Source organism: Citrobacter sp. RHBSTW-00887, from assembly GCF_013728095.1.
Taxonomy (GTDB): domain Bacteria; phylum Pseudomonadota; class Gammaproteobacteria; order Enterobacterales; family Enterobacteriaceae; genus Citrobacter; species Citrobacter braakii.
In genome coordinates this window covers 1777160-1803886 of the sequence record NZ_CP056267.1, presented here as the reverse complement: position 1 = coordinate 1803886, position 26727 = coordinate 1777160, and the positions used below count along the sequence as shown (strand labels likewise).

Here is a 26727-nt window from a genome sequence, read left to right as displayed (position 1 = left end):
CCCTGCCTTATTGATGGCGAAAAGTGTAACGCGAAGATGGAATTACTATTTTTAGGCACGTCTGCGGGAGTCCCCACGCGCTCACGCAATGTAACGGCAATTTTACTGAATCTGCAACACCCGACTCAGGCGGGGCTGTGGCTTTTCGATTGTGGTGAAGGAACGCAGCATCAGATGCTGCCCACGCCATTTAACCCTGGAAAACTCGAGCGTATTTTTATCAGCCATCTACACGGCGATCACCTGTTTGGTTTACCGGGGCTGCTGTGCAGTCGCTCAATGGCCGGGAACGTCCAGCCACTGACGCTTTACGGACCAAAGGGGTTGCGAGAGTTTACCGAAACGGCTTTGCGTTTGAGCGGCTCCTGGACCGATTATCCGCTGGATATTGTCGAAATCACCGCGGGTGAAATTGTCGATGACGGCCTGCGTAAAGTAACGGCGTACCCGCTGGAGCATCCGCTGGAGTGCTACGGTTTTCGTGTTGAAGAGCACGACAAACCGGGGGCACTTGACGCCAGCGCCTTGAAGGCGGCTGGTGTTAAAGCGGGCCCGTGGTTCCAGGATTTGAAAGCCGGGAAAACCATCGTGCTGGAGGATGGTCGAGCGATTAACGGTGCCGATTTTCTCGCCCCTGCCACCAGAGGAAAATCTGTGGCTATTTTCGGCGACACAGGACCTTGCGCGTCCGCCATTGAACTGGCACGCGGTGTGGATGTGATGGTACATGAAACCACACTGGACTCCTCAATGGAGGAAAAAGCCAACAGCCGCGGTCACAGCTCGACCCGACAAGCCGCCCAGCTGGCGCTTGAGGCCGGAGTGGGACGCCTGATCATGACCCACGTTAGCTCACGCTACGATGAAAGAGGTTGTCAGCGATTACTCGAAGAGTGCAAAGCGATATTTCCAGACACTGAACTGGCTCACGATTTCGCCATTTTCACCGTTTAATGCTCCATTTTTCCGCCTCAGTGCCGATAACAGTGGAAAGGCTGGCTTTCACACTGAGGACAGGATGAACAATTTCCAGAAAGATATTGATGACAGGACAAACCTAACCCTGTCTAACCGTTTTGAACTGCTGCTGTTTCGCCTTGGCAAATCCGTCGAGGAGCAGAAATCAGAACTGTTTGGCATCAACGTATTCAAACTGCGTGAAATCGTACCGATGCCGACCTTTACGCGTCCCGCAGGTATGAAAGCCCCGTTGCTGGGTATGGTTAACATTCGCGATCAGGTGATCCCGGTGATTGATCTGCCTGCCGTCGCGGGCTGTAAGCCAGAGACCGGACTCAACATCCTGTTGATCACGGAATATGCCCGCAGCGTTCAGGCGTTTGCGGTGGAGTCGGTAGAAAACATTATGCGTCTGGACTGGCAACAGGTGCATACCGCCGAGAAAGCCGTCAATGGTCGCTACATTACCAGTATCGCCTGTCTGGACGACAACAAAGAGACTAACAATCTGGCGCTGGTGCTCGATGTCGAACAGATCCTGTACGATATTGTACCGTCGAACCACGACCTGCGCGCAACAGAGCTGAAAACCAATAAGTTCAACATTACGCCGGGTGCGGTGGCGATTGTGGCTGATGATTCCAAAGTGGCTCGCGCGATGCTGGAAAAAGGGCTTAACGCCATGGAGATTCCACACTTGATGCATGTGACGGGCCAGGATGCGTGGGAAAAGATACAACAGCTATCTGAAGAAGCAGAAGCGGAAGGTAAACCAATCAGCGAGAAGATTGCGCTGGTGCTCACCGATCTGGAAATGCCGGAGATGGACGGTTTTACGCTTACCCGTAAGATAAAAACCGACGAACGCCTGAAGAAGATCCCGGTCGTTATCCACTCCTCACTTTCCGGTAGCGCCAATGAAGATCACGTACGCCGAGTGAAAGCAGATGGTTACGTGGCCAAATTCGAAGTCAATGAGCTGTCTTCAGTCATTCAGGAAGTGATGGATCGCACAGCGAAAGGCATCAGCGGCCCGCTGGTGAGCCGTCAACTTTCGGCCTGACGCCCCAGCAACTTGAAGTATGACGAGTATAGACAGGTAAAAAAAAGAGTCTGGACATTGTCCAGACTCTTTTTCGATCACAGCATGATGAATTACATCAGCGGAGCCGCTAACTGCACGATGCTGATCAACGGTTGCGGGTAGATACCCAGCACCAGTACCAGCAGAGCAGAAATCAACACCACGATACCGCCCGCGCTATACTGCCAGTTGGACGGCGCATCGCGATTCAGTTGCTGCGGTGCGCTCAGGTACAGGCTCACGGCAACGCGCAGGTAGTAGTACAAACCAATCGCGGAACCCACCACCACGGCGGCAACCAGCCACCACAGATTAGCCTGCACACCCACCGCCAGTACGTAGAACTTACCGATAAAGCCCAGCGTCATCGGAATACCCGCCAGAGACAGCATCATCACCGTCATCACCGCCGCGAGGATTGGACGATGCCAGAACAGACCACGGTAGGAGAACAGAGAGTCTGCATCCGGACCGCGGTACGGGCTGGACATCAGGCTGACCACACCGAAAGCACCGAGGCTGCTGAACAGATAACCGGCCAGGTAAACGCCAACCGCTTCCATCGACATCTCGCCGCTCTGCAGGGCAATCAGCGCCACCAGCAGGTAACCAAGGTGAGAGATAGATGAGTAACCAAGCAGACGTTTGATGTTGGTCTGGCTCAGCGCCATCAGGTTACCGAAGATAATGGAAGCAAAGGCAATCACACCCAGCACGATCCGTACCGCTTCGCTATCACCTACCGGTGCGTACAGGAACAGACGCATCACCACGCCGAAGATAGCGATTTTGCTCGCCGTCGCCAGGAAGGTGGAAACCGGAGCCGGAGCGCCCTGGTATACGTCTGGCGTCCACAGGTGGAATGGAACCAGCGAGAGTTTAAAGCCGAGCCCAACAATCATCAGACCGAAGCCCGCCAGCAGCAGCGGTTCTTGCAGCATACCGTCGCCGAGGCTCTTACCGAGCGCGACAAACGACAGGTTGCCAGACTGCGCGTACACCAGCGCCATACCAAACAGCAGGAAGGAAGACGCTGCGGCAGACAGAATGGTGTATTTGATACTGGCTTCCAGCGAACGTTTCTGACGGAACGCATAGCCAACCAGACCAAACAGCGGCAGAGAGATAAGCTCAATACCAAGGAACAGCGCCGCCAGATGGTTAGCGTTAGCCAGCAGAATACCGCCGAGCGCGGCAATCAGTACCAGCAGATAGAACTCTTCCCGGTTGTCGTCGTAGCCTTCCAGCCACGGGTAAGCGAAGGTACAGGTGGCAAGACTCGCCAGCAGCACCAGCCCGGTGTAGAGCATGGCGAAACCGTCAACCCGCATCAGCGGGGTGACGTCCATAGCGCCCGCCTGGCCAACAAACCAGAGCGAAACCAGTGCGGCGTTAAGCCCAATGACCGACAGCGTGGCATTGAGGAAGTGATTGCGTCGCCACGCAATGGAGAGCATCACAACCACCACCGTCAAGCCGACGATCAGCAGCGGTAGCAGCGCAATCAGGTGTTGTGGAGTTATTGTCATGGCGATTTACGGCCTTGTAGTAGTAACGGAATTAACAAACCACTGCTGGATGTTGCTCATCGCAGAATGCGAGGTATCCAGAATCGGCTGCGGATAGAAGCCAAGCAGTACCAGAAGCACGACCAGCAACAGGATGATAAACAGCTCACGCAGCGACATCCCTGGCAGTTCAACACTGGCAATCTGGCTCTTCGCCTTACCAAAGTAAGCGCGATGCAGCATCGCCAGCGAGTAAACAGAAGCAAACACCAGACCAAATGTCGAGATCACGGTAATAACCGGAACCACCTGGTAGCTGCCGAACAGAATCATAAATTCGCCAACGAAGTTACCTGTACCCGGCATACCCAGCGTACACACTGCAAAGAACATTGACAGCGCAGGCAACCATTTCATTTTGCCCCACAGGCCGCCCATCATACGCATATCACGCGTGTGCAGACGTTCGTACAGCTGACCACACAGGATGAACAGACCGGCTGCGGACAGGCCGTGCGCGATCATCTGAATCACCGCACCCTGGTATGCCAGCTGGCTGCCGGTGTAGATAGCAATCAGTACGAAGCCCATGTGGGATACGGAGGTGTAAGCAATCAGACGTTTGATGTCGTACTGATTAAAGGCCATCCACGCGCCGTAGAAGATGCCGATGACGCCAAGCCACATTGCGATAGGCGCAAACTCCGCTGACGCATTCGGGAACAGCGGCAGGGAGAAGCGCAGCAGACCGTAGGCTGCGGTTTTCAGCAAGATACCTGCCAGGTCAACGGAACCTGCGGTCGGTGCCTGGGAGTGAGCATCCGGCAACCAGCCGTGCAGCGGAACCACCGGCATTTTCACCGCGAAAGCGATGAAGAAGCCCAACATCAACAGGTATTCCACGCCGTGGGACATCGGAGTATTCAGCAATTCTTCATAGTTGAAAGTCCACACGCCGGTCGCTTTGTAGTGCACAAACACCAGCGCCAGGATGGCAATCAACATCACCAGACCACTCGCCTGGGTATAAATGAAGAACTTGGTTGCTGCCGTGATACGCGTTTTACCGTCAGAGGCTTTATGCCCCCATAGCGCGATCAGGAAGTACATCGGCACCAGCATCATTTCCCAGAAGAAGAAGAACAGGAACATGTCGATGGCAAGGAACACGCCGATTACGCCGCCTAAGATCCACATCAGGTTCAGGTGGAAAAAGCCTTGGTATTTTTCGATTTCATTCCAGGAGCAAAGTACCGCCAGAACACCGAGCAGGCCGGTCAGCACCACCATCAGCAGCGACAGACCGTCGATAGCAAGATGAATCGAGATGCCAAAGCGTGGGATCCACGGCAGGACAAACTCAGACTGCCACTGCGGAATGCCAGTGGATTGCGTCAGTGAATAGCCGCCCTGCAACCAAAGTTGCAGGCCAAGCGCCAGCGTCAGTCCCATGGTAATCAGCGCGATCCAACGCGGCACCTTCACGCCAAAGCGTTCGGTCTGCCAGCACAGGAAGCCACCGATAAAGGGAATCAATATTAGCCAGGGTAGTAACATGGCGATTTTTATTCCTTTTTAAGGCCCCTAATAGAGGCCTGATTTTCAACGAATTTGGATAAAATTCACTTTACGATCAACGCAGTACCATCAACAGAGCCAGCACAACGACGGCACCGATGCTCATTGATGCTACATACCAACGCAGATAGCCGTTCTCGCTTAACAACAGGCCTTTACCTGCAAAGCGGGAAAGGATCGCCGGAATGTTCATCATTGCGTTCAGCGGATCGCGTTTCAGCAGCCATGCAACGCCCAGGAACGGCTTGACGAACACTTTGTCGTACAGCCAGTCGAAGCCCCAGGCGTTATACCACCAGGTACCCAGCAGACGGCCTGGCGCACTGTTGGCAATCGACGTCACCAGAGTACGTTTACCCAGCCACAGCCATGCTGCGATCAGAATGCCTGCAATCGCGACGATACCGGAGGTAATTTCCAGGGTCATCACGCGACCATGCTCAAGCTCGGTCGTCGCAGGCAGTACACCCTGCAGCGGTGGCACAATCAGTGCGCCAACGAAGGTGGACAGGATCATCAGCACAATCAGCGGCAGATGATGTGTAATCCCCTTCCCTGCGTGAGCGTGAATTTGCTCTTTACCGTGGAACACGATGAAAATCATACGGAAGGTGTACAGAGAGGTCATGAACGCACCGACCAGACCTGCAACCATCAGGTTGATATGACCGTTCGCCATCGCACCGGCCAGAATCTCATCCTTACTGAAGAAGCCTGCGGTAATCAGCGGCAGAGCCGACAGCGCCGCGCCACCGATCAGGAAGCAGAGATACACCAGCGGAATAGACTTACGCAGACCGCCCATCTTGAAGATGTTCTGTTCGTGGTGACAGGCCAGGATAACCGAGCCGGATGCCAGGAACAGCAGCGCTTTAAAGAAGGCGTGCGTCATCAGGTGGAAAATCGCCGCGTCCCACGCCTGAACCCCGAGAGCCAGGAACATATAACCAATCTGGCTCATGGTGGAGTATGCGAGAACGCGTTTGATGTCGGTCTGTACCAGCGCGGCGAAACCAGCCAGTACCAGAGTGATAGCCCCGATAATCCCCACCAGATGCAGGATTTCCGGCGTCATCAGGAACAGGCCGTGAGTACGTGCAATCAGGTAGACACCGGCGGTAACCATCGTCGCTGCGTGGATCAGCGCGGAGACAGGCGTCGGACCTGCCATCGCGTCAGCAAGCCATGTCTGCAACGGCAACTGCGCGGATTTACCCACCGCACCACCCAGCAGCATCAGGGTTGCCCACATCAGCATGTTGTTACCATCTGCAAAGTGAGCAGGCGCCAGTTCCACCATTTCGCGGAAGTTCAGCGTGCCCAGCTCGTTGTAGAGGATAAACAATGCGAAGGCGAGGAACACGTCACCCACACGGGTCACGACGAAGGCTTTCATTGCCGCAGCGCCATTCTTCGGATCGGTGTAATAGAAACCGATCAGCAGATAGGAGCACAGGCCCACGCCTTCCCAGCCGAGGTACATCAGCAGCAGGTTATCCGCCAGTACCAGAACCACCATGCTGGCGATAAACAGGTTGGTGTAGGCGAAGAAACGGGAGTATCCCTCTTCACCGCGCATATACCAGGAGGCGAACATGTGAATCAGGAAACCCACACCGGTCACCACACTGAGCATGGTCAGCGACAGGCCGTCCAGCACCAGGTTAAAACCGATATTGAAGTCACCGACAGACATCCACGTCCACAGCGGCTGGCTGTAGGCCTGTTGACCATTAGCAAAGAAGTCAACGCCAACAAACGCGGTCACAAGCGCCGCCAGGCCAATCGACCCGACACCCACGGTCGCGGACAGATTTTCTGACCAACGACCGCGAGAGAACGCCAGTAATACAAAGCCAATAAATGGCAGAATAATGGTTAAGGCAAGCATGTTCATCCACGCATCTCACTTACTGAATCGATGTTCAGGTTCTGGCGACGGCGATGAAGTTGCAGCAACAGCGCAAGTCCAATGCTCGCTTCCGCAGCCGCAAGGCTGATGGCGAGAATATACATCACCTGACCATCGGTCTGGCCCCAGTAGCTTCCGGCGACCACGAAGGCCAGCGCGGAGGCGTTAATCATGATTTCCAGCCCGATCAGCATAAACAGCAGATTGCGGCGGATAACCAGACCGGTTAAGCCCAGTACGAATAAGACAGCCGCGAGGATCAGTCCATGTTGTAAGGGGATCATGCGTGCTCCTCCGTTTTTCTTTTCGCGCGGTCATCGGTGCGATTGCTCAGCACTTCACCAGAACGCTCTTCGCGCCCTACGTGGAAGGCTACAACCAGACCTGCCAGCAGCAGCATCGAAGCCAGCTCGACCGCCAGTACATACGGTCCGAACAGGGAAATACCGACAGCTTTAGCGCTAATTGGCGTCCCGTCGATGCCCTGATCGTTAACACCCAGAATGGCATAAACAATAACCGCCAGCATGATGGCCGACAGAATCGCCGGTCCAATCCACACCTGCGGTTTCAGCCACTGGCGTTCCTGTTCAATTTCAGAACCACCGAGGTTGAGCATCATGACCACGAACACGAACAACACCATGATGGCGCCCGCGTAGACGATTATTTCCAGCGCCCCCGCGAAGTAAGCACCTAACGAGAAGAACACACCGGAAATCGCCAGCAGCGAAATAATCAGGTACAGCAGTGCGTGTACCGGATTGGTGTGGGTGATCACCCGCAAGGTTGCGAGAATGGCTATCAGGCCACAGATATAAAAAGCGAACTCCATTGCCCCTCTCCTTACGGTAACAGGCTCTTGACGTCGATAGGCTTGGCTTCGTTCTCTGCTTCGCCCTTATCTTTGCCGTCGATTGCCATACCTGCCATCCGGTAGAAGTTATATTCCGGGTATTTACCCGGACCGGAGATCAGCAGATCCTCTTTCTCGTAAACCAGGTCCTGGCGCTTGTACTCACCCAGCTCGAAATCTGGAGTCAGCTGAATAGCCGTTGTCGGACAGGCTTCTTCGCACAGGCCGCAGAAAATGCAGCGTGAGAAGTTAATGCGGAAAAACTCCGGATACCAGCGGCCGTCTTTGGTCTCTGCTTTTTGCAAAGAGATACAGCCTACCGGACACGCTACCGCACACAGGTTACAGGCAACGCAGCGCTCTTCGCCGTCTGGGTCACGGGTCAGAACGATACGACCACGAAAACGGGGCGGTAGATAGACCGGCTCTTCCGGGTACATCTGCGTTTCGCGTTTCGCGAACGCATGCAGGCCGATCATCCAGATACTGCGTACCTGGGTGCCGAAACCTACTAACAATTCTTTTAAGGTCATGGTCTTTGTGTCCCTTATTGCGCCTGCCAGAGAATGACAGCGGCCGTTACCAGCAAGTTGACGAGCGTCAGCGGCAGACAGACTTTCCAGCCGAAGGACATTACCTGGTCATAACGAGGACGCGGTAACGACGCACGAATCAAAATGAACATCATCATGAAGAACGCGGTTTTCAGCGCGAACCAGACGAATGGCGGTAAGAGCGGACCATGCCAGCCACCGAAGAACAGGGTAACCATCAGTGCAGAAATGGTGACGATGCCGATGTACTCACCCACGAAGAACAGACCGAATTTCATACCGGAGTATTCAATGTGGTAACCGTCGGCCAGTTCCTGCTCGGCTTCTGGCTGGTCAAACGGGTGACGGTGACACACCGCCACGCCCGCGATGGCAAAGGTGACAAAACCAAAGAACTGCGGAATAACGTTCCAGATATCAGCCTGGTTGTTGACGATGTCGGTCATGTTAAATGAACCGGCCTGCGCCACCACGCCCATCAGGGAAAGTCCGAGGAACACTTCGTAGCTCAGCGTCTGCGCAGACGCACGCATTGCACCGAGAAGCGAGTATTTGTTGTTACTGGACCAGCCTGCGAACAGCACCGCGTATACCGCGAGGCCTGCCATCATCAGGAAGAACAGGATCCCGATGTTCAGGTCAGCAACCACCCAGTTCGGGCTCACCGGCACGATGGCGAAAGCCAGCAGCAGCGAGGTGAAGGCGATCATCGGTGCCAGGGTAAAGATGACGCGATCCGAGAATTTCGGGATCCAGTCTTCTTTAAAGAACATCTTGATCATGTCCGCAACCAGCTGGAGCGAACCGCCCCAGCCAACACGGTTCGGTCCGTAACGGTTCTGGAACAGACCGAGCAGACGACGTTCGCCAAAGCTCATGAATGCCCCGCAGGTGACCACCACCAGCAGAATCACGACCGCTTTGAGAACGCTCAGCAGGATCTCAATCAGATCGGGTGTAATCCAACTCATTGTTGTGCCTCCTGCAGATCCTCAAGACGTGCACCAGCCAGAACCGGCGCGATGCCAGGCATACCCATTGGCAAACCAACCTGCCCTGCCGTTAATCCTTCAGCGATTTCAACCGGCAGCGTAACCGTGTTGCCATCGTAGCTGAAAGAAACGCGCGTACCGGCATTCACTCCCAACTTCGCGGCATCAGCCGGGTTGAGTTTGATGTACGGTTGCGGCATACGGGTCTGGAAGACAGGCGCACGCTGGGACATTTCGTCACTACCAAACAGATGATAGTAAGGCGCGACACGCCACTGACCATCCTGAGCCTGGAAGCTCGCCGGAACGGTTGTGAAGTAATCCAGACCATCTGCAGAAGCTTCGATCAGACGCACGCCCGGATCGCCATGACGCAGTTTACCGCCCACTTCATCCTGGAACTTGTTCCACGCCTGTGGGGAGTTCCAGCCCGGAGCCCAGGCAAACGGAATTTGTGAACGCGGCGCAGACGGTTGGTTGTTCCCTTCCATAGAGAAAGCGAACATGGTGTCTTTGTCCTGCGGCTGGCGCGGTTCGTGGACGCTGATGTTGGCGCGCATTGCGGTACGGCCACTGTAGCGGTGCGGTTCACGTGCCAGTTTCTGTCCACGGATACGGAAGCTTGCATCCGGCGCGGCATCTTTAATACCCGCCAACTGCGGTAACTTCTCAACGACCGCGTCGATAACATGGTCGAGCTGCGTCCAGTCCACTTCACGACTCTGCACGGTACTGTGCAGCGAGTGCAGCCAGCGCCAGCTTTCCAGCATTACGGTGTTGCTGTCGTAGTAGGATGGGTCATAGACCTGGAAGAAACGCTGGGCGCGCCCTTCGTTGTTAATTACCGTACCATCGCTTTCAGCGAAGCTAGCGGCGGAAAGCACCAGATGGGCGTTTTCCATAATAGCCGTGCGCTGATGGTCAACGACCAGTACCAGCGGCGCTTTCGCCAGCGCGGCGTTCACACGCGTTGCTGAAGCATGGCGATGCAGGTCATTTTCCAACACCACAACGGCGTCAGCACGACCTGTTTCCAGTTCGGTCAGCGCGTCGTCGAGGGAACCACCACCAATCATACCCAGCCCCATACTGTTGACAGAGCGAGCAATCATGGTGATCCCGACGTCTGCGCCACGGCCTTTCAGCGCCTTCGCCACGTTGGCAGCAGCCTGAATCACGTCGGCGCTACCGGCGTTGGTACCGGAAATAATCAGTGGTTTCTTCGCCCCGGCAAGAGCCTGAACGATGACATCAATTTTGTTTTGCAGGTCACGGTCGATACCGTCAACCGCCGGTGCGTTGTTATCCAGTGCATGGGCGATAGCGAAACCTAAACGCGCCTGATCTTCAACCGGCGCACGGTAGGTCCATGCCGCGATATCATCCAGACGGGTGTTATCGACGTTGGTAACGAACAGCGGGTGCTTGGCGCGCTGGCCAATATTGAGGATTGCCGCAATCTGCCAGTCGGCCACTTTCTGCGCCGCCGCCATTTCACGCGCTTTACCTTTCACCGCCTGACGCACTGCCAGCGCAACGCGCGCGCCGGTTTGGGTGACATCTTCGCCCAGGACCAGAACCGCATCGTATGACTCGATTTCGCGCAGTGCCGGGGTATGAATACCGCCGTCACGCAGCACGCTCAGAGCCAGTTGCAGACGTTCCTGCTCGCCCTGGGCAATACCGGTATAGAAGTTATCCGCACCGACCAGTTCACGCAGCGCGAAGTTACTTTCAACGCTGGCACGCGGTGAGCCGATACCAATCACTTTCTTCGACTGACGCAGAATATCTGCCGCGCCCTGCATCGCCTGTTCGGCGTTCAGCGTGATCAGGTCATCGCCACGACGCTGTACCGGCTGACGCGGACGGTCTTTCAGGTTCACGTAACCATAGCCAAAACGACCACGGTCGCAGAGGAAGTAGTGGTTAACGGTACCGTTGTAGCGGTTTTCGATACGACGCAGTTCACCGTAGCGCTCGCCCGGGCTGATGTTACAACCGATAGAACACTGCTGGCAGATGCTCGGCGCAAACTGCATGTCCCATTTACGGTTATAACGCTCGGAGTGCGTTTTATCGGTGAAGACGCCGGTCGGGCAAATTTCCACCAGGTTACCGGAGAATTCGCTTTCGAGCGTACCGTCTTCCGGACGACCAAAGTAGACGTTGTCATGTGCGCCATAGACGCCCAGATCCGCACCATCGGCGTAATCTTTGTAGTAACGTACGCAGCGATAACAGGCGATGCAGCGGTTCATTTCGTGAGAGATGAACGGCCCCAGGTCCTGGTTGCGGTGAGTACGCTTCGTGAAGCGGTAGCGACGGAAGCTATGACCGGTCATGACGGTCATATCCTGAAGGTGGCAGTTACCGCCCTCTTCACAGACCGGACAGTCGTGCGGGTGGTTAGTCATCAACCACTCCACTACGCTTTCGCGAAACTGCTTCGCTTCTTCGTCATCAATTGAAATAAAGGTGCCTTCGGTGGCCGGTGTCATACAAGACATCACCAGGCGACCACGCGTGTCTTCCGCGTTTTGATATTGCTTCACCGCACACTGGCGGCAAGCACCGACGCTTCCCAGCGCCGGGTGCCAGCAAAAGTACGGAATATCAAGGCCGAGAGACAGACAAGCTTCCAGCAGGTTGTCCGCTCCGTTGACCTCATATTCTTTGCCGTCTACATGAATCGTAGCCATAGTCAGCATGCTTCCAGTTGGCTCGGTCTAAAACCGAGCGTTAATCGAATTTCTGATCGCGATTCAGGGTTACCCTGCTATTACCAGCGCTCTTTCAGCAGGTTCGGCTGAATACCACCAATCTGATGGGTATTGCTGAAGGACTGCTTGATGCCAGCTTCGAATTCTTCGCGGAAATATTTAATGGCGCTCTGCAGCGGCTCCACCGCACCCGGTGCGTGTGCACAGAAGGTTTTACCCGGGCCGAGGAAACGACACAGTTGCTCAAGCGTCTCGATATCCCCAGGCTGGCCTTCGCCACGCTCCAGCGCGCGCAGAATTTTCACACTCCACGGCAGACCGTCACGGCACGGCGTACACCAGCCGCAGGACTCGCGGGCAAAGAACTCTTCCAGGTTACGCACCAGAGGAACCATGCCAATCTCGTGATCGACGGCCATTGCCAGCGCGGTGCCCAAACGGCTACCGGCTTTACCAATGCTTTCGAATTCCATCGGCAGATCGAGGTGCGCTTCAGTCAGGAAGTCAGTACCCGCGCCGCCCGGCTGCCAGGCTTTGAATTTCAGGCCATCACGCATGCCGCCCGCGTAATCTTCGAGGATCTCGCGCGCGGTAGTACCGAAAGGCAGTTCCCACAGGCCAGGGTTCTTCACGCGACCGGAGAAGCCCATCAGCTTGGTGCCCGCATCTTTGCTCTGCGAAATGTTCTGGTACCACTCCACGCCGTTCGCGAGGATAGCTGGTACGTTACACAGGGTTTCGACGTTGTTAACGCAGGTCGGCTTACCCCAAGCGCCAGAGCTTGCCGGGAACGGCGGCTTAGAGCGTGGGTTAGCACGACGACCTTCAAGGGAGTTAATCAGCGCCGTCTCTTCACCGCAGATATAGCGCCCTGCCCCGGTGTGGACAAACAGTTCGAAGTCGAAACCGGTGCCCATGATGTTTTTGCCAAGCAAGCCGGCTTCGGTTGCTTCGGCAATCGCGCGACGCAGATGCACAGCCGCTTCGATATATTCACCACGCAGGAAGATGTAACCACGGTACGCTTTCAGCGCAAACGCGGAGATCAGCATGCCTTCCACCAGCAGGTGCGGCAGCTGTTCCATCAGCAGACGGTCTTTATAGGTACCCGGCTCCATTTCATCGGCGTTACACAGCAGGTAACGGATGTTCATGGATTCGTCTTTCGGCATCAGGCTCCACTTCAGACCGGTGGAAAAGCCCGCACCGCCGCGCCCTTTCAGGCCAGCGTCTTTTACCTGATTAACGATTTCGTCCGGTGACAGCCCGGTCAGGGCCTTACGCGCACCTTCGTAGCCGTTCTTGCTACGGTATTCGTCCAGCCAGACCGGCTGTTTGTCATCACGCAGACGCCAGGTCAGCGGATGCGTTTCGGGAGTACGGATAATGTCTTTCATTTATACCGCTCCAGCAGTTCGGGAATGCCTTCCGGGGTCAGGTGAGCATGAGTATCCTCATCGATCATCATGTTCGGCCCTTTATCGCAGTTCCCCAGGCAACAGGTCGGGAGCAGCGTAAAACGACCGTCAAAGGTCGTCTGCCCCGGCTTGATGTTGAGTTTTTTCTCAAGCGCAGCCTGGATCCCCTGATAGCCGTTGATATGGCACACCACGCTGTCGCAGTAGCGGATCACGTGGCGACCTACCGGCTGGCGGAAGATCTGGCTATAGAACGTGGCAACACCTTCTACGTCGCTTGCCGGGATCCCCAGCACATCAGCGATCGCATAGATCGCCCCATCCGGCACCCAGCCACGCTGTTTCTGAACAATTTTCAGCGCTTCAATGGACGCCGCACGCGGGTCTTCGTAGTGGTGCTTCTCGTGCTCAATCGCTTCACGCTCAGCCGCACTCAGCTCAAAAGCCTCGGTTTGTGGTTGTTGATTCTCGTGCATAATTAGCGGTCCACATCTGACATAACAAAATCGATACTACCCAGGTGGACGATAAGGTCGGACACCAGGCTGCCACGTACCGCTACCGGGATCTGCTGCAGGTGCGCATAGCTCGGGGTACGGATACGGGTACGGTAACTCATGGTGCTGCCATCGCTGGTCAGGTAGTAACTGTTAATACCCTTGGTCGCTTCCACCATCTGGAAGGACTCGTTTGCCGGCATAACCGGTCCCCACGAAACCTGCAGGAAGTGGGTGATCAGGGTTTCGATATGTTGCAACGTGCGCTCTTTCGGCGGCGGCGTAGTCAGCGGGTGATCCGCTTTGAACGGGCCTTCCGGCATGTTGTTGAGGCACTGCTCAAGGATGCGCAGACTCTGGCGCAGCTCTTCAACTTTCAGCATCACGCGGGTATAGCAGTCGGACACGCCGCCGCCAACCGGGACTTCAAAGTCAAAGTTTTCGTAGCCAGAGTATGGACGCGCTTTACGCACGTCAAAATCAATACCGGTCGCACGCAGCGCAGCACCGGTACAACCCCAGTCCAGCGCTTCTTTCTTACCGTAAGCGGCAACGCCTTGCGAACGGCCTTTCAGGATGGTGTTACGCAGTGCGGCTTTCTCGTAGGAATCCAGACGTTTTGGCATCCAGTCGAGGAAGTCACGCAGCAGTTTGTCCCAACCGCGCGGCAGATCGTGTGCCACACCGCCGATACGGAACCAGGCCGGGTGCATACGGAAACCGGTGATCGCTTCCACTACGTCATAGATTTTCTGACGGTCGGTAAAGGCGAAGAAGACCGGCGTCATCGCGCCGACGTCCTGGATGAACGTGGAGATGTACAGTAGGTGGCTGTTGATACGGAACAGTTCAGACAACATAACGCGAATCACATTGACGCGATCCGGCGTGGTGATGCCAGCCAGTTTCTCAACGGCCAGTACGTAAGGCATTTCGTTAACACAGCCGCCGAGGTACTCGATACGGTCGGTGTACGGAATGTAGCTGTGCCAGGACTGACGTTCACCCATCTTTTCAGCGCCACGGTGGTGGTAGCCGATGTCAGGCACGCAGTCGACGATTTCTTCGCCATCAAGCTGCAGCACAATACGGAACGCACCGTGAGAAGACGGGTGGTTAGGACCGAGGTTGAGGAACATGAAGTCCTCGTTTTCGGAACTACGCTTCATGCCCCATTCTTCTGGTTTGAAGGTCAGTGATTCCATTTCCAGATCCTGTTTGGCTTTAGTCAGCTCAAACGGATCGAATTCGGTCGCACGCGCCGGGTAGTCTTTACGCAGCGGATGACCTTCCCAGGTATGCGGCATCAGCAGACGCGTCAGGTGCGGGTGACCTTCGATGTCGATGCCAAACATTTCCCAGGTTTCACGCTCATACCAGTTGGCGTTCGGAAACAGTTTGGTGAACGTCGGTACACGCAGGTCGTTTTCAGACAATGCCACCTTGAGCATGATATCGCGATTGCGTTCAATGGAGATCAGGTGATAGAAAACTGAAAAATCCGCGGCAGGTAACCCTTCGCGGTGCGTACGCAGACGTTCGTCCATGCCGTGTAAGTCAAACAGCATGACGTAAGGTTTCGGCAGTCTCTTTAAGAAATCGCCAACTTCCAGTAATTGTTCACGCTTGACCCAAACAACAGGTACCCCGGTGCGAGTCGCCTGAACGGTAAAGGCATCCGGCCCAAAACGGTTGCGCAGTTCGCCAATGACCGGGTCATCAAGGTGATCCCGTGTTTGCCATACAGCGTCTTGCGCGGTTAAGTCGGTCATATTGTTCACCATTGCAAATGGTCCGTGGTGGTCGGCAGTGCTTCGCGCTATTTATGTAGTGATAAGCGAAGGAAGTGCTGCTGCCGACAGGCGCAAATTAAATCTCGTCTGGTGTACGAAGATTCGTTACAGCAATACGTTCGCCGCGTTTACGCTCGCGTTCTGACTGCATATTGGCGCGATAAACGCCCTGATCGCCAACCACCCAGGAGAGCGGACGGCGTTCTTTGCCAATGGAATCTTGCAGCAGCATCAGAGCCTGCATATACGCTTCCGGACGCGGCGGGCATCCCGGGATGTACACATCGACCGGAATAAATTTATCAACGCCCTGCACCACAGAATAGATGTCGTACATACCGCCGGAGTTGGCGCATGCGCCCATGGAAATAACCCATTTCGGTTCCAGCATCTGATCGTAGAGGCGTTGAATAACCGGCGCCATTTTGGTAAAGCAGGTTCCGGCTACGACCATCAGGTCAGCCTGACGCGGCGATGCACGTAGTACTTCCGCACCAAAACGGGCCACATCATGCACGGCGGTAAACGAGGTCACCATCTCAACGTAGCAGCAGGAAAGGCCAAAGTTATAGGGCCAAATTGAGTTTTTACGGCCCCAGTTAACCATGTCATGCAGCTTGCCCATGAACACGTTTTTGTTAACTTCTTGCTCCAGGGGGTCGGTTACGATCTCCTGTTTTTGCAGGGGGTAACGGTCGTTCTCACCGTTAGGATCTATGCGGGTGAGCGTATAATCCATCTTAATGCCTCGCGGTTAGCGTTGACGATTAGCGATACTGTTCGTTTCCGGGTTCATACGCTCGCGGCGTGAACGCGCGGGCGTCCAGTCCAGCGCGCCAATACGCACCAGATAAACCAGACCTGCCAGTAACACAAAAATAAAAATTGCAGCTTCCACAAAGCCAATCCAGCCGCTTTCACGGATAGAAGTTGACCATGCGAACAGATACAGCGCTTCAACGTCGAAGATAACGAAGAACATGGCTACCAGATAAAACTTGGCAGACAGGCGCAAGCGGGCGGTGCCGACCGAGTCGATACCTGATTCAAACGGCACGTTTTTAGATCTCGCGCGCGCGCGACCACCTAAAAACCAGCCGCCGACGAGCATCAGGCAGCACAGGCCAATGGCAACAATAAGAAAGATAGCGAATGCCCAGTGATGAGCGATGATTTCAGTGGATGTTGACATACTCATTGCTTACTCATCAAAAGTAGCGCCAAATTCTCTGCTCTTTTCGGCAGATGAACGCCACATCGATTCATGGGGAGGAATAAAAAAAACCTTACAATCACTGTGAAAAACCATTTTATACAGCTAATTGATGGGGTTTTTTACTCCTTTCTATAACCTTTTGTCAACTTTAACAAAAGTTTCCTCACATTATTTTACACCGCTCCAACTTCATTAACATAAAGTGCTATTTAGACCAATTGCGATCGCATCATCGGTCATTTTTAATGTTGTTGAATCGTGTCCGTAGTGAAGTAAAAAAGATAATACTCACCTATTTTGACAGGAATTCACCCAGATGCCTCCCCCTAAATGGGAGTATTTTCTTGATCTGTGACACGCTTTTGTTAATTCACCATAAAAAACAGCAACAATTTCTCTAGTTTTTTAACATGGAAACAATTAGTAACGCTGCTGCTTATTTTTCAGCCAAGTGTCAGGCCGTTTTTTTACCTTCTGATTTTGTTAAGTTTTAGTATAGCAAATGACATAAAGCGGCAATATTTACATAAAAAAAGAGCCGCTGGATGTTTTTTCATCACCAGAGGCTCTTTTTTACACTAACATTTTAAAACGATTTTTTGTGACGGATTACTCAAAGTCGCCTTCAACAATCAGCGAGTCATCTCCCCCTTCCGGGGTAAACTGATTGTATTGCCAAGGATTTTGATACGTTTGCATCGACTTAAAGATAACTTCTGCCAACTCATTTTGCGTGGACGGATCGCAGCACAACAAATACTCAGTATCAGGCAATGGCGGTAATCCGTCGGCGGCGCCCAGTACGCGTAAATCCGGACTCATCATTTCAACAGGCCGTGCAGTGACGCCGAGCCCTGCTTTTACCGCCGCGCGAACCGCAGGTAAGGTTGAGGCAACATAAGCCAGACGCCACGGGATCTGAGCAGCGTTTAATGTCGCCAGCACGATATCGCGAAACGGGCTCGGATCGTCCAGCAGAACCAACGGTACCGGCTCACCTTTTTGCAGAATATATTCGGCAGCACAGTACCAATGCGTTGGCGAGGTACGCAGATTCAGACATTCAAAATCGCCAGGACGGTTGGTAGTCACAACCAAGTCCACTTCTTGCGACTTCAGCATATCCACCATGTAGGCGTTACGCTTGACCCTCACATCCAGCGCAAGCTTCGGATAAACCGAACTTATTCGGTTGAGCAGGAAAGGCAGTATGGTATCGGCTGATTCATCAGAAGCACCGATAGTTAACACTCCCTGAAGATTATTAAACATTAATGATGAGCATGCCTCATCATTAAAGCGCAGTATTTTTCTGGCGTAACCCAACAGTTGTATACCATGTTCGGTCAGTAGTTTGTTGCGTCCATGGCGCGCAAACAACTCTTTCCCCACGAGTTGCTCAAGACGCTGCATTTGCTGACTCACCGCAGACTGAGTTCGACATACCGCAGCTGCCGCAGCCGCAAAGGTATTCAGGTCGGCAACAGCAACGAAGGTTCTCAGCAGATCGAGGTCGAGGTTAATTATCGGACGATTTGCATTTATCATAGTTTTTCACTTACTCGCGGGTCATACCGGGTTAATGCTGTGCATTTGGAATCAAACAACTCCATTTGTAATGTACCTCCCTCGCAGTTTCGCTTAGTGTAACCAAGTGAAAATAAGGATGTATTTGGTTTAACAAACGAAACAATTCTCTTTCCTGGCTATTTTAATTCCCGTGATATTCATCGGAATATAGCAACGAGAAAGAGCCGAATTTTTAGCTGCTGGATGATTCTGACTTAGGGAAAACATGTAAATTTTGTAAATTTAAAAAAAAGTTAACGAACAATAATTTACACATTAAAAACTAACTTTTCAGTGTGTTAGGAACAACCAACAAACATTTGAATTATCTTAAAATTCAGACTACTTACCATTTCATGAGACTTATCTTAACCTAAAACCACTATATTTATAAGTGTTATCGTGAATAATTCCAGGCTACCAGGTGTTATGTCAGAGCAGCGGTTTTGCTATTATTGGCCCATTCAATTTAATGTCGTTTAAATATTAAATAATAATTAATTAAGAATTCTTCAATTCATTAATTCTGCTTAACAATGAATTCACACCGTATCACGTACGGATCAGGCCGATAACAGGTCCCGCAGTTAAAACCTCAGTATTTTCGAATTACTTCCCCCAGCTTAGACACCCGTGACATTTCGCTTTACAGGTTTAACTTTTTTTGACCAAACAATTCACCACAACCAAACCAATAAAACAAAACATACTACCAACAAAACGCATCCAGATAGATTATTATCTCATAATATTTACATTATTTAGTTGTTAACAGTTAATTATCACTTCATAGCTTTTCAAAATCTTCTACTAAAGACCCTTCAAAACTCACCGCCGTGGGAGTACATTGTGCTGGGCTGACTTCCATGGCAGGGAGTGGCATTCACAGCTAAAAAGGTCAACGTTCATGTCCCCCATTGAAAAATCCAGCAAATTAGAAAACGTCTGTTATGACATTCGCGGCCCGGTTCTGAAGGAAGCAAAGCGCCTGGAAGAAGAAGGCAATAAGGTTCTGAAACTGAACATCGGCAACCCGGCGCCATTCGGGTTTGAAGCGCCAGATGAAATACTGGTGGATGTGATCCGCAATTTGCCAACAGCGCAAGGATATTGCGACTCCAAAGGCCTTTATTCCGCCCGTAAAGCGATTATGCAGCATTACCAGGCCCGTGGTATGCGCGACGTAACCGTGGAAGATATTTATATCGGCAACGGCGTTTCTGAATTAATTGTGCAGGCTATGCAGGCATTGCTGAACAGTGGGGACGAAATGCTGGTTCCTGCTCCTGATTATCCGCTGTGGACGGCGGCGGTATCGCTCTCCGGCGGTAATGCCGTGCACTACCTGTGTGACGAATCATCAGACTGGTTCCCGGACCTGGATGATATCCGCGCCAAAATCACGCCGCGTACGCGTGGAATCGTCATCATCAACCCAAACAACCCAACCGGCGCTGTTTACTCTAAAGAGCTGCTGATGGAGATTGTTGAGATTGCTCGCCAGAACAACCTCATCATCTTTGCGGATGAGATTTACGACAAAATTCTCTACGACGATGCTGAACACCACTCCATCGCTGCAATGGCGCCGGATCTGCTGACCATCACCTTCAATGGCCTGTCAAAAACCTATCGCGTTGCCGGTTTCCGTCAGGGCTGGATGGTGCTGAACGGGCCGAAGAAACATGCTAAAGGATATATTGAAGGTCTTGAGATGCTGGCCTCTATGCGCCTGTGTGCCAACGTTCCGGCGCAACATGCCATTCAGACCGCGCTGGGCGGATACCAGAGCATCAGCGAATTTATCATGCCTGGTGGGCGTCTGTATGAACAACGCAACCGCGCCTGGGAACTGCTCAATGACATTCCTGGTGTCTCCTGCGTAAAACCGCGCGGCGCGCTGTATATGTTCCCGAAAATTGATGCTAAACGCTTCAACATTCATGACGACCAGAAGATGGTGCTCGACTTCCTGCTGCAGGAAAAAGTACTGCTGGTTCAGGGAACAGCGTTCAACTGGCCGTGGCCGGATCATTTCCGCATCGTCACGCTGCCGCGTATTGACGATATTGAAATGTCGCTGAGTAAATTTGAGCGTTTCCTGTCAGGGTATCACCAGCTGTAATTAAACAAAGGCTGTCGGATGGATGACGAGTATTTGCATCTGACAGCCTTCTCTGCGCAAAATGACTCTTAGGTTGCCATCATATAAGGGTCGTTATGAAGCAGAGCCATTTTTTTGCCCACCTCTCCCGTCTGAAGCTCATTAATCGCTGGCCGCTGATGCGCAACGTGCGCACCGAAAACGTGTCTGAACACAGTCTGCAGGTTGCCATGGTTGCCCATGCGCTGGCCGCGATCAAAAACCGTAAATTTGGTGGTCAGGTTAATGCTGAGCGTATTGCTCTGTTGGCGATGTATCACGATGCGTCAGAAGTGCTGACCGGTGATCTCCCTACTCCGGTGAAATATTTCAACTCGCAGATTGCGCAGGAATATAAAGCGATAGAGAAAATTGCCCAGCAAAAACTGGTCGATATGGTGCCTGATGAACTGCGCGATATTTTTGCGCCGCTCATTGATGAGCATGCCTTAAGTGAAGAAGAGAGATCGATTGTTAAACAGGCCGATGCCCTGTGCGCGTATCTGAAGTGTCTGGAGGAACTCTCTGCCGGTAATAACGAATTTCTGCTTGCCAAGACGCGTCTGGAAAAAACGCTGGAGTCGCGACGCAGCGAAGAGATGGACTACTTTATGGACGTGTTTGTCCCGAGTTTTCACCTCTCATTAGATGAAATCAGCCAGGATTCTCCGCTATAAACGCATGACCCGGTGGCGGCGAAGATATCCCCGTCGCCATCCGCCAACAAAATCAAAACGGAAACAGCATCGGGATCATCACCACGCACACCGCCATCACAATGATGGTAAACGGTACGCCAATCTTCACGAAATCGCTAAAGCTGTAGTTGCCAGGTCCGAGCACCAGAGTGTTTACCGGCGAAGAGACCGGTGTCATAAAGGCTGCGGATGCTGCCATCGCAATCCCCATCGCAAAAGGATACGGTGAAACGCCCATCGACTTTGCAGCCGCCAGCGCGATTGGCGCCATCAGCACCGCCGTCGCGGTGTTGGAGATAAATAACCCGATAGTCGCACACAGCACGAACAGGCAGCCCAACATCACATACGGGCCATACCCGCCACCGACATCCATCAGCCCTTTCACCACCAAGTCGACACCGCCGGTTTTTTGTAAAGCCAGCGCGAAGGGCATCATCCCGACAATCAAAATAATGCTTGGCCAGTGAATCGCTTTATAGGCACTTTCGGCATCAATACAGCGAAATTTCCCCATCAGTAGACAGGCGATGATCGCAGCCACCGTATTGGGAATTTCATCAGTGAGCATCAGAGCGACCATCAGCACCAGACAGAAAATCGCATGCGGTGCCTGGCTGTGCGCCGGAGAAGCTTCACTGACTTCCTCCGGCATATTCAGCACGACAAAATCACGCCCTTTTTGTCCCAACAGTGTGATGAGCTTCCAGTTGCCCACCACTAATATGATATCGCCCATCAGCAATGGCTCATCCACCACCGCTCCAGCCAGAGCCGCACCATCGCGCTTCAGCCCAACGACATTCAGCCCGTAGCGGGTACGAAAAGCGATTTCCCGTACCGTTTTGCCGATCAATTCCGATTCAGGGATCAGAGAGATCTCGGCCATCCCCACATCAAGCGCCTGCTCGGAGAAGTATTCGCCGCGCAGTACCATTGGTTCCAGAAACTGTTCACTGCAAAATTCACGCAGGTCGACATCGGCCGCGGACATATCAATCAGCAATACGTCACGGGCGCGAAACTCAGAAACCCCGTTAACGTCGACTATTACGCGACGAAAGCGACGCCAGCGTTCCACGCCAATCACGTTTGCCCCGTAGCGCTCACGCAACTTCAGATCATCCAGACGCTGGCCAATCATAGGAGAACCGGGACGAATCGCCAGCCGACGCGCGCGCCCGGTCAGGCGATATTCTTTAATCAGATCGCGAAAGGTCCGGCGTTTCCAGCCGTCTCCCGGCTGCCTGGAATCTTCCCCCTTGAGCATAAAGCGCATCAGCAGCATATAAATTATGCCGAGTACCAGAACCACCAGCCCCAGCGGGGTAACGCTAAAAAAGCTGAACCCGTTGAGTCCTTCACGTAACAGTTCACTGTTGACGACCAGGTTAGGCGGCGTCGCCACCAGCGTCATCATGCCGCTTATCAAGCCGGCAAAGCTCAGCGGCATCATCAAGCGTGAAGGGGAAATTTCCATGCGCATGGAAACGCTTAAGACCACCGGGATAAAGATGGCGACCACGCCGGTCGAACTCATAAACGCCCCGAGCCCGGCAACGGTAATCATCAGCAACACCAGCATTTTGACTTCACTGCTGCCAGCCACCTTCACCAGCCAGGCACCCATTACTGTCGCCACCCCGGTACGCACCAGGCCGTCGCCGATAATGAATAATGCCGCTATCAAAATAACGTTAGGATCGCTGAATCCGGAAAAGGCTTCTGTGATGCTCAATGTTCCGCTCAGAACAAAGGCAATGATGACCAGCAAAGCGACCGCGTCCATACGCACTCTGCCAGTGACAAACAAGACGACGGCAATCGCCAGCAATGAGAGAACCCATATCAATTCACCGTTCACAACATATCCTTGTTAAATGAGAGGGATGGATCGATTCTGCCATAAAAAAGCCCCAACAATCTGGGGCTAAATCATGTTCAGGTATTTCTTACAACGACCACATTGCCGTTGGGCTGTTTAGTCACAGAAATATGTTCCAGACTGGTCAGCGAAAAATCGACCTCATCCAGACGCGGCGTGTCCACAGGCGCGTTGACCGCTATCACATGACACCCTGCCGCCAGTCCTGAAAGCACCCCAGCGGGCGCATCTTCCACCACCGCGCATTCCTGTGGCGCAAGACCCAAAAGCTGGGCGCCTAACAGATAGGCGTCAGGCTCGGGTTTGCCTCTTTTTACCCGCTCGGCGGTGACAAACACTTCAGGAGCAGGCAGCCCCGCGACACGATGACGCGCTCGTGCGACCGGCATGGATCCGGAGGTCACAATCGCCCATGGAATACCCGCTTTATTGAGGTGGTTGAGTAAATCAACCGCTCCCGGCAGCGCTGTGATCCCCGCGGTTTCCGTCGCTTCGATCTGCTCCAGGCGGGTGAATTCCGCGGCGATCTCAGCCTCAGATTTGCCCACCATAAAGTGTCGCAGGGAGGTAATGGCCTGCTTGCCATGAATAAAGCCGAGCACCTCGGCGTGATCGAGGCCAAAACGATCGGCCCAGTTGCACCACGCGCGTTCTACTGCGGGTAAGGAATCGACCAGCGTTCCATCCAGATCAAACAGAAAACCTTTGCACTGCACGCTCGCCCCCTCAGGCATTAATGATTTGGTTAATTTCATTCGCACTCAGGTGATACTGGCGCGGGCAAGAGTGCCAGACATTTAGCATACGCTGATATTTTTCCCACATCGGGGTCTGGGCGTTGAAGCCATGCGTACCCGCATCAAAGTGGGTATAACGACCTTCTACATTAACCATAAAACGTACGTACCCGAGGTAACGGGCTTCCGTTGCGGCGTCAAAGCCAAGGAAGGTCACGCGGCGCTCATCAATAGCCTGCGCGTCCTTAAGATTAGTCCAGGACACATGTAATGCGTGATACATCTCCATAATATCGATAATCGTACGACAGGTTTCTTCCGTCAGCTCACCAAACTCACGATCCAGCTCGCGCATCTGCAAGCCGTAACCGCGTTCAATAATCGTCTGCAAACGACGATAACGCTCGGCGTTAGTGGGATCGAGCATAGTCATCATTTTGTACTGATTAGACAAAATCAGACGTTGAGCGTTGGTCATTTCCATTTGGGACTCCTGTATCACTACTACTGCGATGAAAAAAAAGAAGGCATCTTGTGCCTTCTTTTATATGCGTAATCAGGGGTCAATTACAAATCATCGAGGAAAGTTTTATCCAGTTGTTTGAAGGCGCGCTTAAGCGTGTCAGCCAGCGCCTGATAATCAGGCTTTCCTTCTACCGGAGTGAGCGCCTGCCCGGCTTCTTGCAATTTACCCCGAACTTCGTAGAACCAGTTGAGTATTGAAGGCGGCAGCGGTGTTACAGAACGTTTACCCAGCCACCACATGCCCTGCATCGGCAGGCTGAGCGCAAACAGCGCAGTCGCCACGGCCGGTCCCAACTGCCCCCCTAACGCAATTTGCCAGCATAAGGTGAAGACGGCGATAGGCGGCATAAAACGGATCGCGTAACGCGTCATGCGGATCACGCGGTTCTCTACAAACACTGGCGCGAGGCGCTTTTCCATTGGCCACGTCTTCGCATAGTGCTGCCCCCGGCGAAACAAGCTAAAAAAATTGACGGAACGATTATCCGGTGTCGACATGGCGGTTACCTCAACTTCACATATAAAAATTAAAAAATTTGTGCAAAACAACAACTACAAAGGACATCGTTCAAAACATTTTGTCTTTAATACCCACATTCAGGTATCCTGTGCCGGCCTGTAAGGCCTTTAGTCCAAAATCATTGAGTCGTCAAATTGACACATAGTATGCCATTGGCTGAAAAATACGCAAAATGACATAGACTCAAAGGTATTTATTCCATCGTGCCCAAAAAGACTATGGCGCATGATGTTAATCATAAACGTCGGTGTCATCATGCGCTACGCTCTATGACTTCCTGACGTTTTTTTAGCCACGTATCATAAATAGGTACTTCCATGTCGAGTAAGTTAGTACTGGTTCTGAACTGCGGTAGCTCCTCACTGAAATTTGCCATCATCGATGCAGTAAACGGTGAAGAATACCTCTCTGGTTTAGCCGAATGTTTCCATCTCCCAGAAGCACGTATCAAGTGGAAAATGGACGGCGGTAAACAAGAAGCGGCTTTAGGTGCAGGCGCCGCTCACAGTGAAGCGCTGAATTTTATCGTTAATACTATTCTGGCACAAAAACCAGAACTGTCTGCTCAGCTGACTGCGATTGGTCACCGTGTTGTTCACGGCGGCGAGAAATACACCGGCTCTGTGGTTATCGACGATTCTGTTATTCAGGGTATCAAAGACGCAGCCTCTTTTGCACCGCTGCATAACCCTGCACACCTGATCGGTATCGCAGAAGCGCTGAAATCCTTCCCGAATCTGAAAGACAAAAACGTGGCTGTGTTCGACACCGCGTTCCATCAGACCATGCCGGAAGAGTCTTACCTCTATGCTCTGCCATACAGCCTGTACAAAGAACACGGTGTTCGTCGTTACGGCGCGCACGGTACCAGCCACTTCTTCGTAACTCAGGAAGCGGCAAAAATTCTGAACAAACCGGTTGATGAGCTCAACATCATCACTTGCCACTTGGGCAACGGCGGTTCTGTTTCTGCTATCCGTAACGGTAAATGTGTTGATACCTCCATGGGTCTGACCCCGCTGGAAGGTCTGGTGATGGGTACGCGTTCCGGTGACATCGACCCGGCGATCATCTTCCACCTGCACGACACCCTGGGCATGAGCGTTGACCAGATCAACAAAATGCTGACCAAAGAGTCCGGCCTGCTGGGTCTGACCGAAGTCACCAGCGACTGCCGTTATGTTGAAGATAACTACGCGACTAAAGAAGACGCTAAACGTGCAATGGACGTTTACTGTCACCGTCTGGCGAAATACATCGGTTCTTACACTGCGCTGATGGATGGTCGTCTGGATGCAGTTGTCTTCACCGGTGGTATCGGTGAAAACGCAGCGATGGTTCGTGAACTGTCTCTGGGCAAACTGGGCGTTCTGGGCTTTGAAGTTGACCACGAACGTAACCTGGCCGCACGTTTCGGCAAATCTGGTTTCATCAACAAAGAAGGTACCCGTCCTGCGGTGGTTATCCCAACCAACGAAGAACTGGTTATCGCGCAAGACGCGAGCCGTCTGACTGCCTGATTTCACACCGCCAGCCTAGCTGGCGGTGCTGTTTTGTAA

23 protein-coding genes are annotated in these 26727 nt (G+C 53.0%); 5 read left to right on the top strand and 18 right to left on the bottom strand.

Going from position 1 to position 26727, the window contains the following annotated elements; genetic code table 11:
- The first annotated feature begins 36 nt into the window (after window positions 1–36).
- On the top strand, window positions 37–954 hold the full coding sequence (rbn, locus tag HV314_RS08555) for a ribonuclease BN (RefSeq protein WP_181547843.1): 918 nt from the start codon (window positions 37–39) through the stop codon (window positions 952–954).
- Between the two features lie 64 nt (window positions 955–1018).
- Window positions 1019–2023, top strand: coding sequence for a chemotaxis protein (locus HV314_RS08550; protein WP_016157041.1), 1005 nt, complete (start codon window positions 1019–1021; stop codon window positions 2021–2023).
- 92 nt (window positions 2024–2115) lie between these two features.
- On the opposite strand, the gene nuoN is transcribed toward HV314_RS08550, so the two are convergent.
- The 14 genes from nuoN to lrhA all read right to left on the bottom strand — a co-directional run bounded on the left by nuoN (window position 2116) and on the right by lrhA (window position 18639).
- Window positions 2116–3573, bottom strand: coding sequence for an NADH-quinone oxidoreductase subunit NuoN (nuoN, locus tag HV314_RS08545; RefSeq protein ID WP_016153830.1), 1458 nt, complete (start codon window positions 3571–3573; stop codon window positions 2116–2118).
- A gap of 6 nt (window positions 3574–3579) precedes the next feature.
- Window positions 3580–5109, bottom strand: a complete 1530-nt coding sequence (gene nuoM, locus HV314_RS08540) for an NADH-quinone oxidoreductase subunit M (protein ID WP_016153831.1) — start codon at window positions 5107–5109, stop codon at window positions 3580–3582.
- A 76-nt stretch (window positions 5110–5185) separates the two neighbouring features.
- Window positions 5186–7027: an NADH-quinone oxidoreductase subunit L gene (gene nuoL / locus HV314_RS08535; RefSeq protein ID WP_016153832.1), complete on the bottom strand. Its 1842-nt coding sequence runs from the start codon at window positions 7025–7027 to the stop codon at window positions 5186–5188.
- A complete protein-coding gene (nuoK, locus tag HV314_RS08530) occupies window positions 7024–7326 on the bottom strand; it encodes an NADH-quinone oxidoreductase subunit NuoK (protein WP_006683663.1) in 303 nt (100 codons plus the stop codon). Before nuoK ends, nuoL begins: the two co-directional genes overlap by 4 nt.
- A complete protein-coding gene (gene nuoJ / locus HV314_RS08525) occupies window positions 7323–7877 on the bottom strand; it encodes an NADH-quinone oxidoreductase subunit J (protein WP_016153833.1) in 555 nt (184 codons plus the stop codon). Before nuoJ ends, nuoK begins: the two co-directional genes overlap by 4 nt.
- Before the next feature lie 11 nt (window positions 7878–7888).
- The gene (gene nuoI, locus HV314_RS08520) at window positions 7889–8431 is read right to left on the bottom strand and encodes an NADH-quinone oxidoreductase subunit NuoI (protein WP_005129470.1); all 543 of its coding nucleotides are present in this window, start codon (window positions 8429–8431) and stop codon (window positions 7889–7891) included.
- Between the two features lie 14 nt (window positions 8432–8445).
- Complete coding sequence (nuoH, locus tag HV314_RS08515; RefSeq protein WP_181547841.1) at window positions 8446–9423, bottom strand: NADH-quinone oxidoreductase subunit NuoH; 978 nt, start codon at window positions 9421–9423, stop codon at window positions 8446–8448.
- Complete coding sequence (nuoG, locus tag HV314_RS08510; protein WP_032931989.1) at window positions 9420–12146, bottom strand: NADH-quinone oxidoreductase subunit NuoG; 2727 nt, start codon at window positions 12144–12146, stop codon at window positions 9420–9422. Before nuoG ends, nuoH begins: the two co-directional genes overlap by 4 nt.
- Before the next feature lie 80 nt (window positions 12147–12226).
- Window positions 12227–13564 (bottom strand): NADH-quinone oxidoreductase subunit NuoF, encoded by a 1338-nt coding sequence (nuoF, locus tag HV314_RS08505; RefSeq protein WP_016153836.1) that lies wholly within the window; start codon window positions 13562–13564, stop codon window positions 12227–12229.
- The gene (gene nuoE / locus HV314_RS08500; RefSeq protein ID WP_003028069.1) at window positions 13561–14061 is read right to left on the bottom strand and encodes an NADH-quinone oxidoreductase subunit NuoE; all 501 of its coding nucleotides are present in this window, start codon (window positions 14059–14061) and stop codon (window positions 13561–13563) included. The genes nuoF and nuoE overlap by 4 nt, the downstream gene beginning before the upstream one ends.
- A gap of 2 nt (window positions 14062–14063) precedes the next feature.
- The gene (gene nuoC / locus HV314_RS08495; protein WP_016153837.1) at window positions 14064–15866 is read right to left on the bottom strand and encodes an NADH-quinone oxidoreductase subunit C/D; all 1803 of its coding nucleotides are present in this window, start codon (window positions 15864–15866) and stop codon (window positions 14064–14066) included.
- A gap of 85 nt (window positions 15867–15951) precedes the next feature.
- Window positions 15952–16614: an NADH-quinone oxidoreductase subunit NuoB gene (gene nuoB / locus HV314_RS08490; RefSeq protein WP_003028075.1), complete on the bottom strand. Its 663-nt coding sequence runs from the start codon at window positions 16612–16614 to the stop codon at window positions 15952–15954.
- 15 nt (window positions 16615–16629) lie between these two features.
- Entirely contained in the window at window positions 16630–17073 is a 444-nt protein-coding gene (nuoA, locus tag HV314_RS08485) for an NADH-quinone oxidoreductase subunit NuoA (protein WP_003028077.1), read from the bottom strand.
- A 627-nt stretch (window positions 17074–17700) separates the two neighbouring features.
- On the bottom strand, window positions 17701–18639 hold the full coding sequence (gene lrhA / locus HV314_RS08480) for a transcriptional regulator LrhA (RefSeq protein ID WP_016153838.1): 939 nt from the start codon (window positions 18637–18639) through the stop codon (window positions 17701–17703).
- A 928-nt stretch (window positions 18640–19567) separates the two neighbouring features.
- On the opposite strand from lrhA, the gene alaA reads away from it, so the two are divergent.
- The gene (gene alaA, locus HV314_RS08475) at window positions 19568–20785 is read left to right on the top strand and encodes an alanine transaminase AlaA (protein WP_005129483.1); all 1218 of its coding nucleotides are present in this window, start codon (window positions 19568–19570) and stop codon (window positions 20783–20785) included.
- A 95-nt stretch (window positions 20786–20880) separates the two neighbouring features.
- Window positions 20881–21480 carry a 5'-deoxynucleotidase gene (gene yfbR, locus HV314_RS08470; RefSeq protein ID WP_003028083.1) on the top strand — a complete coding sequence of 200 codons (600 nt, stop codon included), beginning with the start codon at window positions 20881–20883 and terminating at the stop codon, window positions 21478–21480.
- Window positions 21481–21532: 52 nt separating this feature from the next.
- Here the strand turns inward: yfbR and HV314_RS08465 are convergent, their stop codons facing one another.
- From HV314_RS08465 to yfbV, 4 genes are all read right to left on the bottom strand, one after another.
- Window positions 21533–23365 (bottom strand): SLC13 family permease, encoded by a 1833-nt coding sequence (locus tag HV314_RS08465; protein WP_019077293.1) that lies wholly within the window; start codon window positions 23363–23365, stop codon window positions 21533–21535.
- A 77-nt stretch (window positions 23366–23442) separates the two neighbouring features.
- Window positions 23443–24120, bottom strand: coding sequence for a sugar phosphatase (locus HV314_RS08460; protein WP_085951065.1), 678 nt, complete (start codon window positions 24118–24120; stop codon window positions 23443–23445).
- Entirely contained in the window at window positions 24113–24607 is a 495-nt protein-coding gene (locus HV314_RS08455; protein WP_016153841.1) for a YfbU family protein, read from the bottom strand. The genes HV314_RS08460 and HV314_RS08455 overlap by 8 nt, the downstream gene beginning before the upstream one ends.
- 83 nt (window positions 24608–24690) lie before the next feature.
- Complete coding sequence (gene yfbV / locus HV314_RS08450) at window positions 24691–25146, bottom strand: terminus macrodomain insulation protein YfbV (protein WP_016153842.1); 456 nt, start codon at window positions 25144–25146, stop codon at window positions 24691–24693.
- A 339-nt stretch (window positions 25147–25485) separates the two neighbouring features.
- On the opposite strand from yfbV, the gene ackA reads away from it, so the two are divergent.
- A complete protein-coding gene (ackA, locus tag HV314_RS08445; RefSeq protein WP_016153843.1) occupies window positions 25486–26688 on the top strand; it encodes an acetate kinase in 1203 nt (400 codons plus the stop codon).
- Window positions 26689–26727 lie beyond the last annotated feature (39 nt).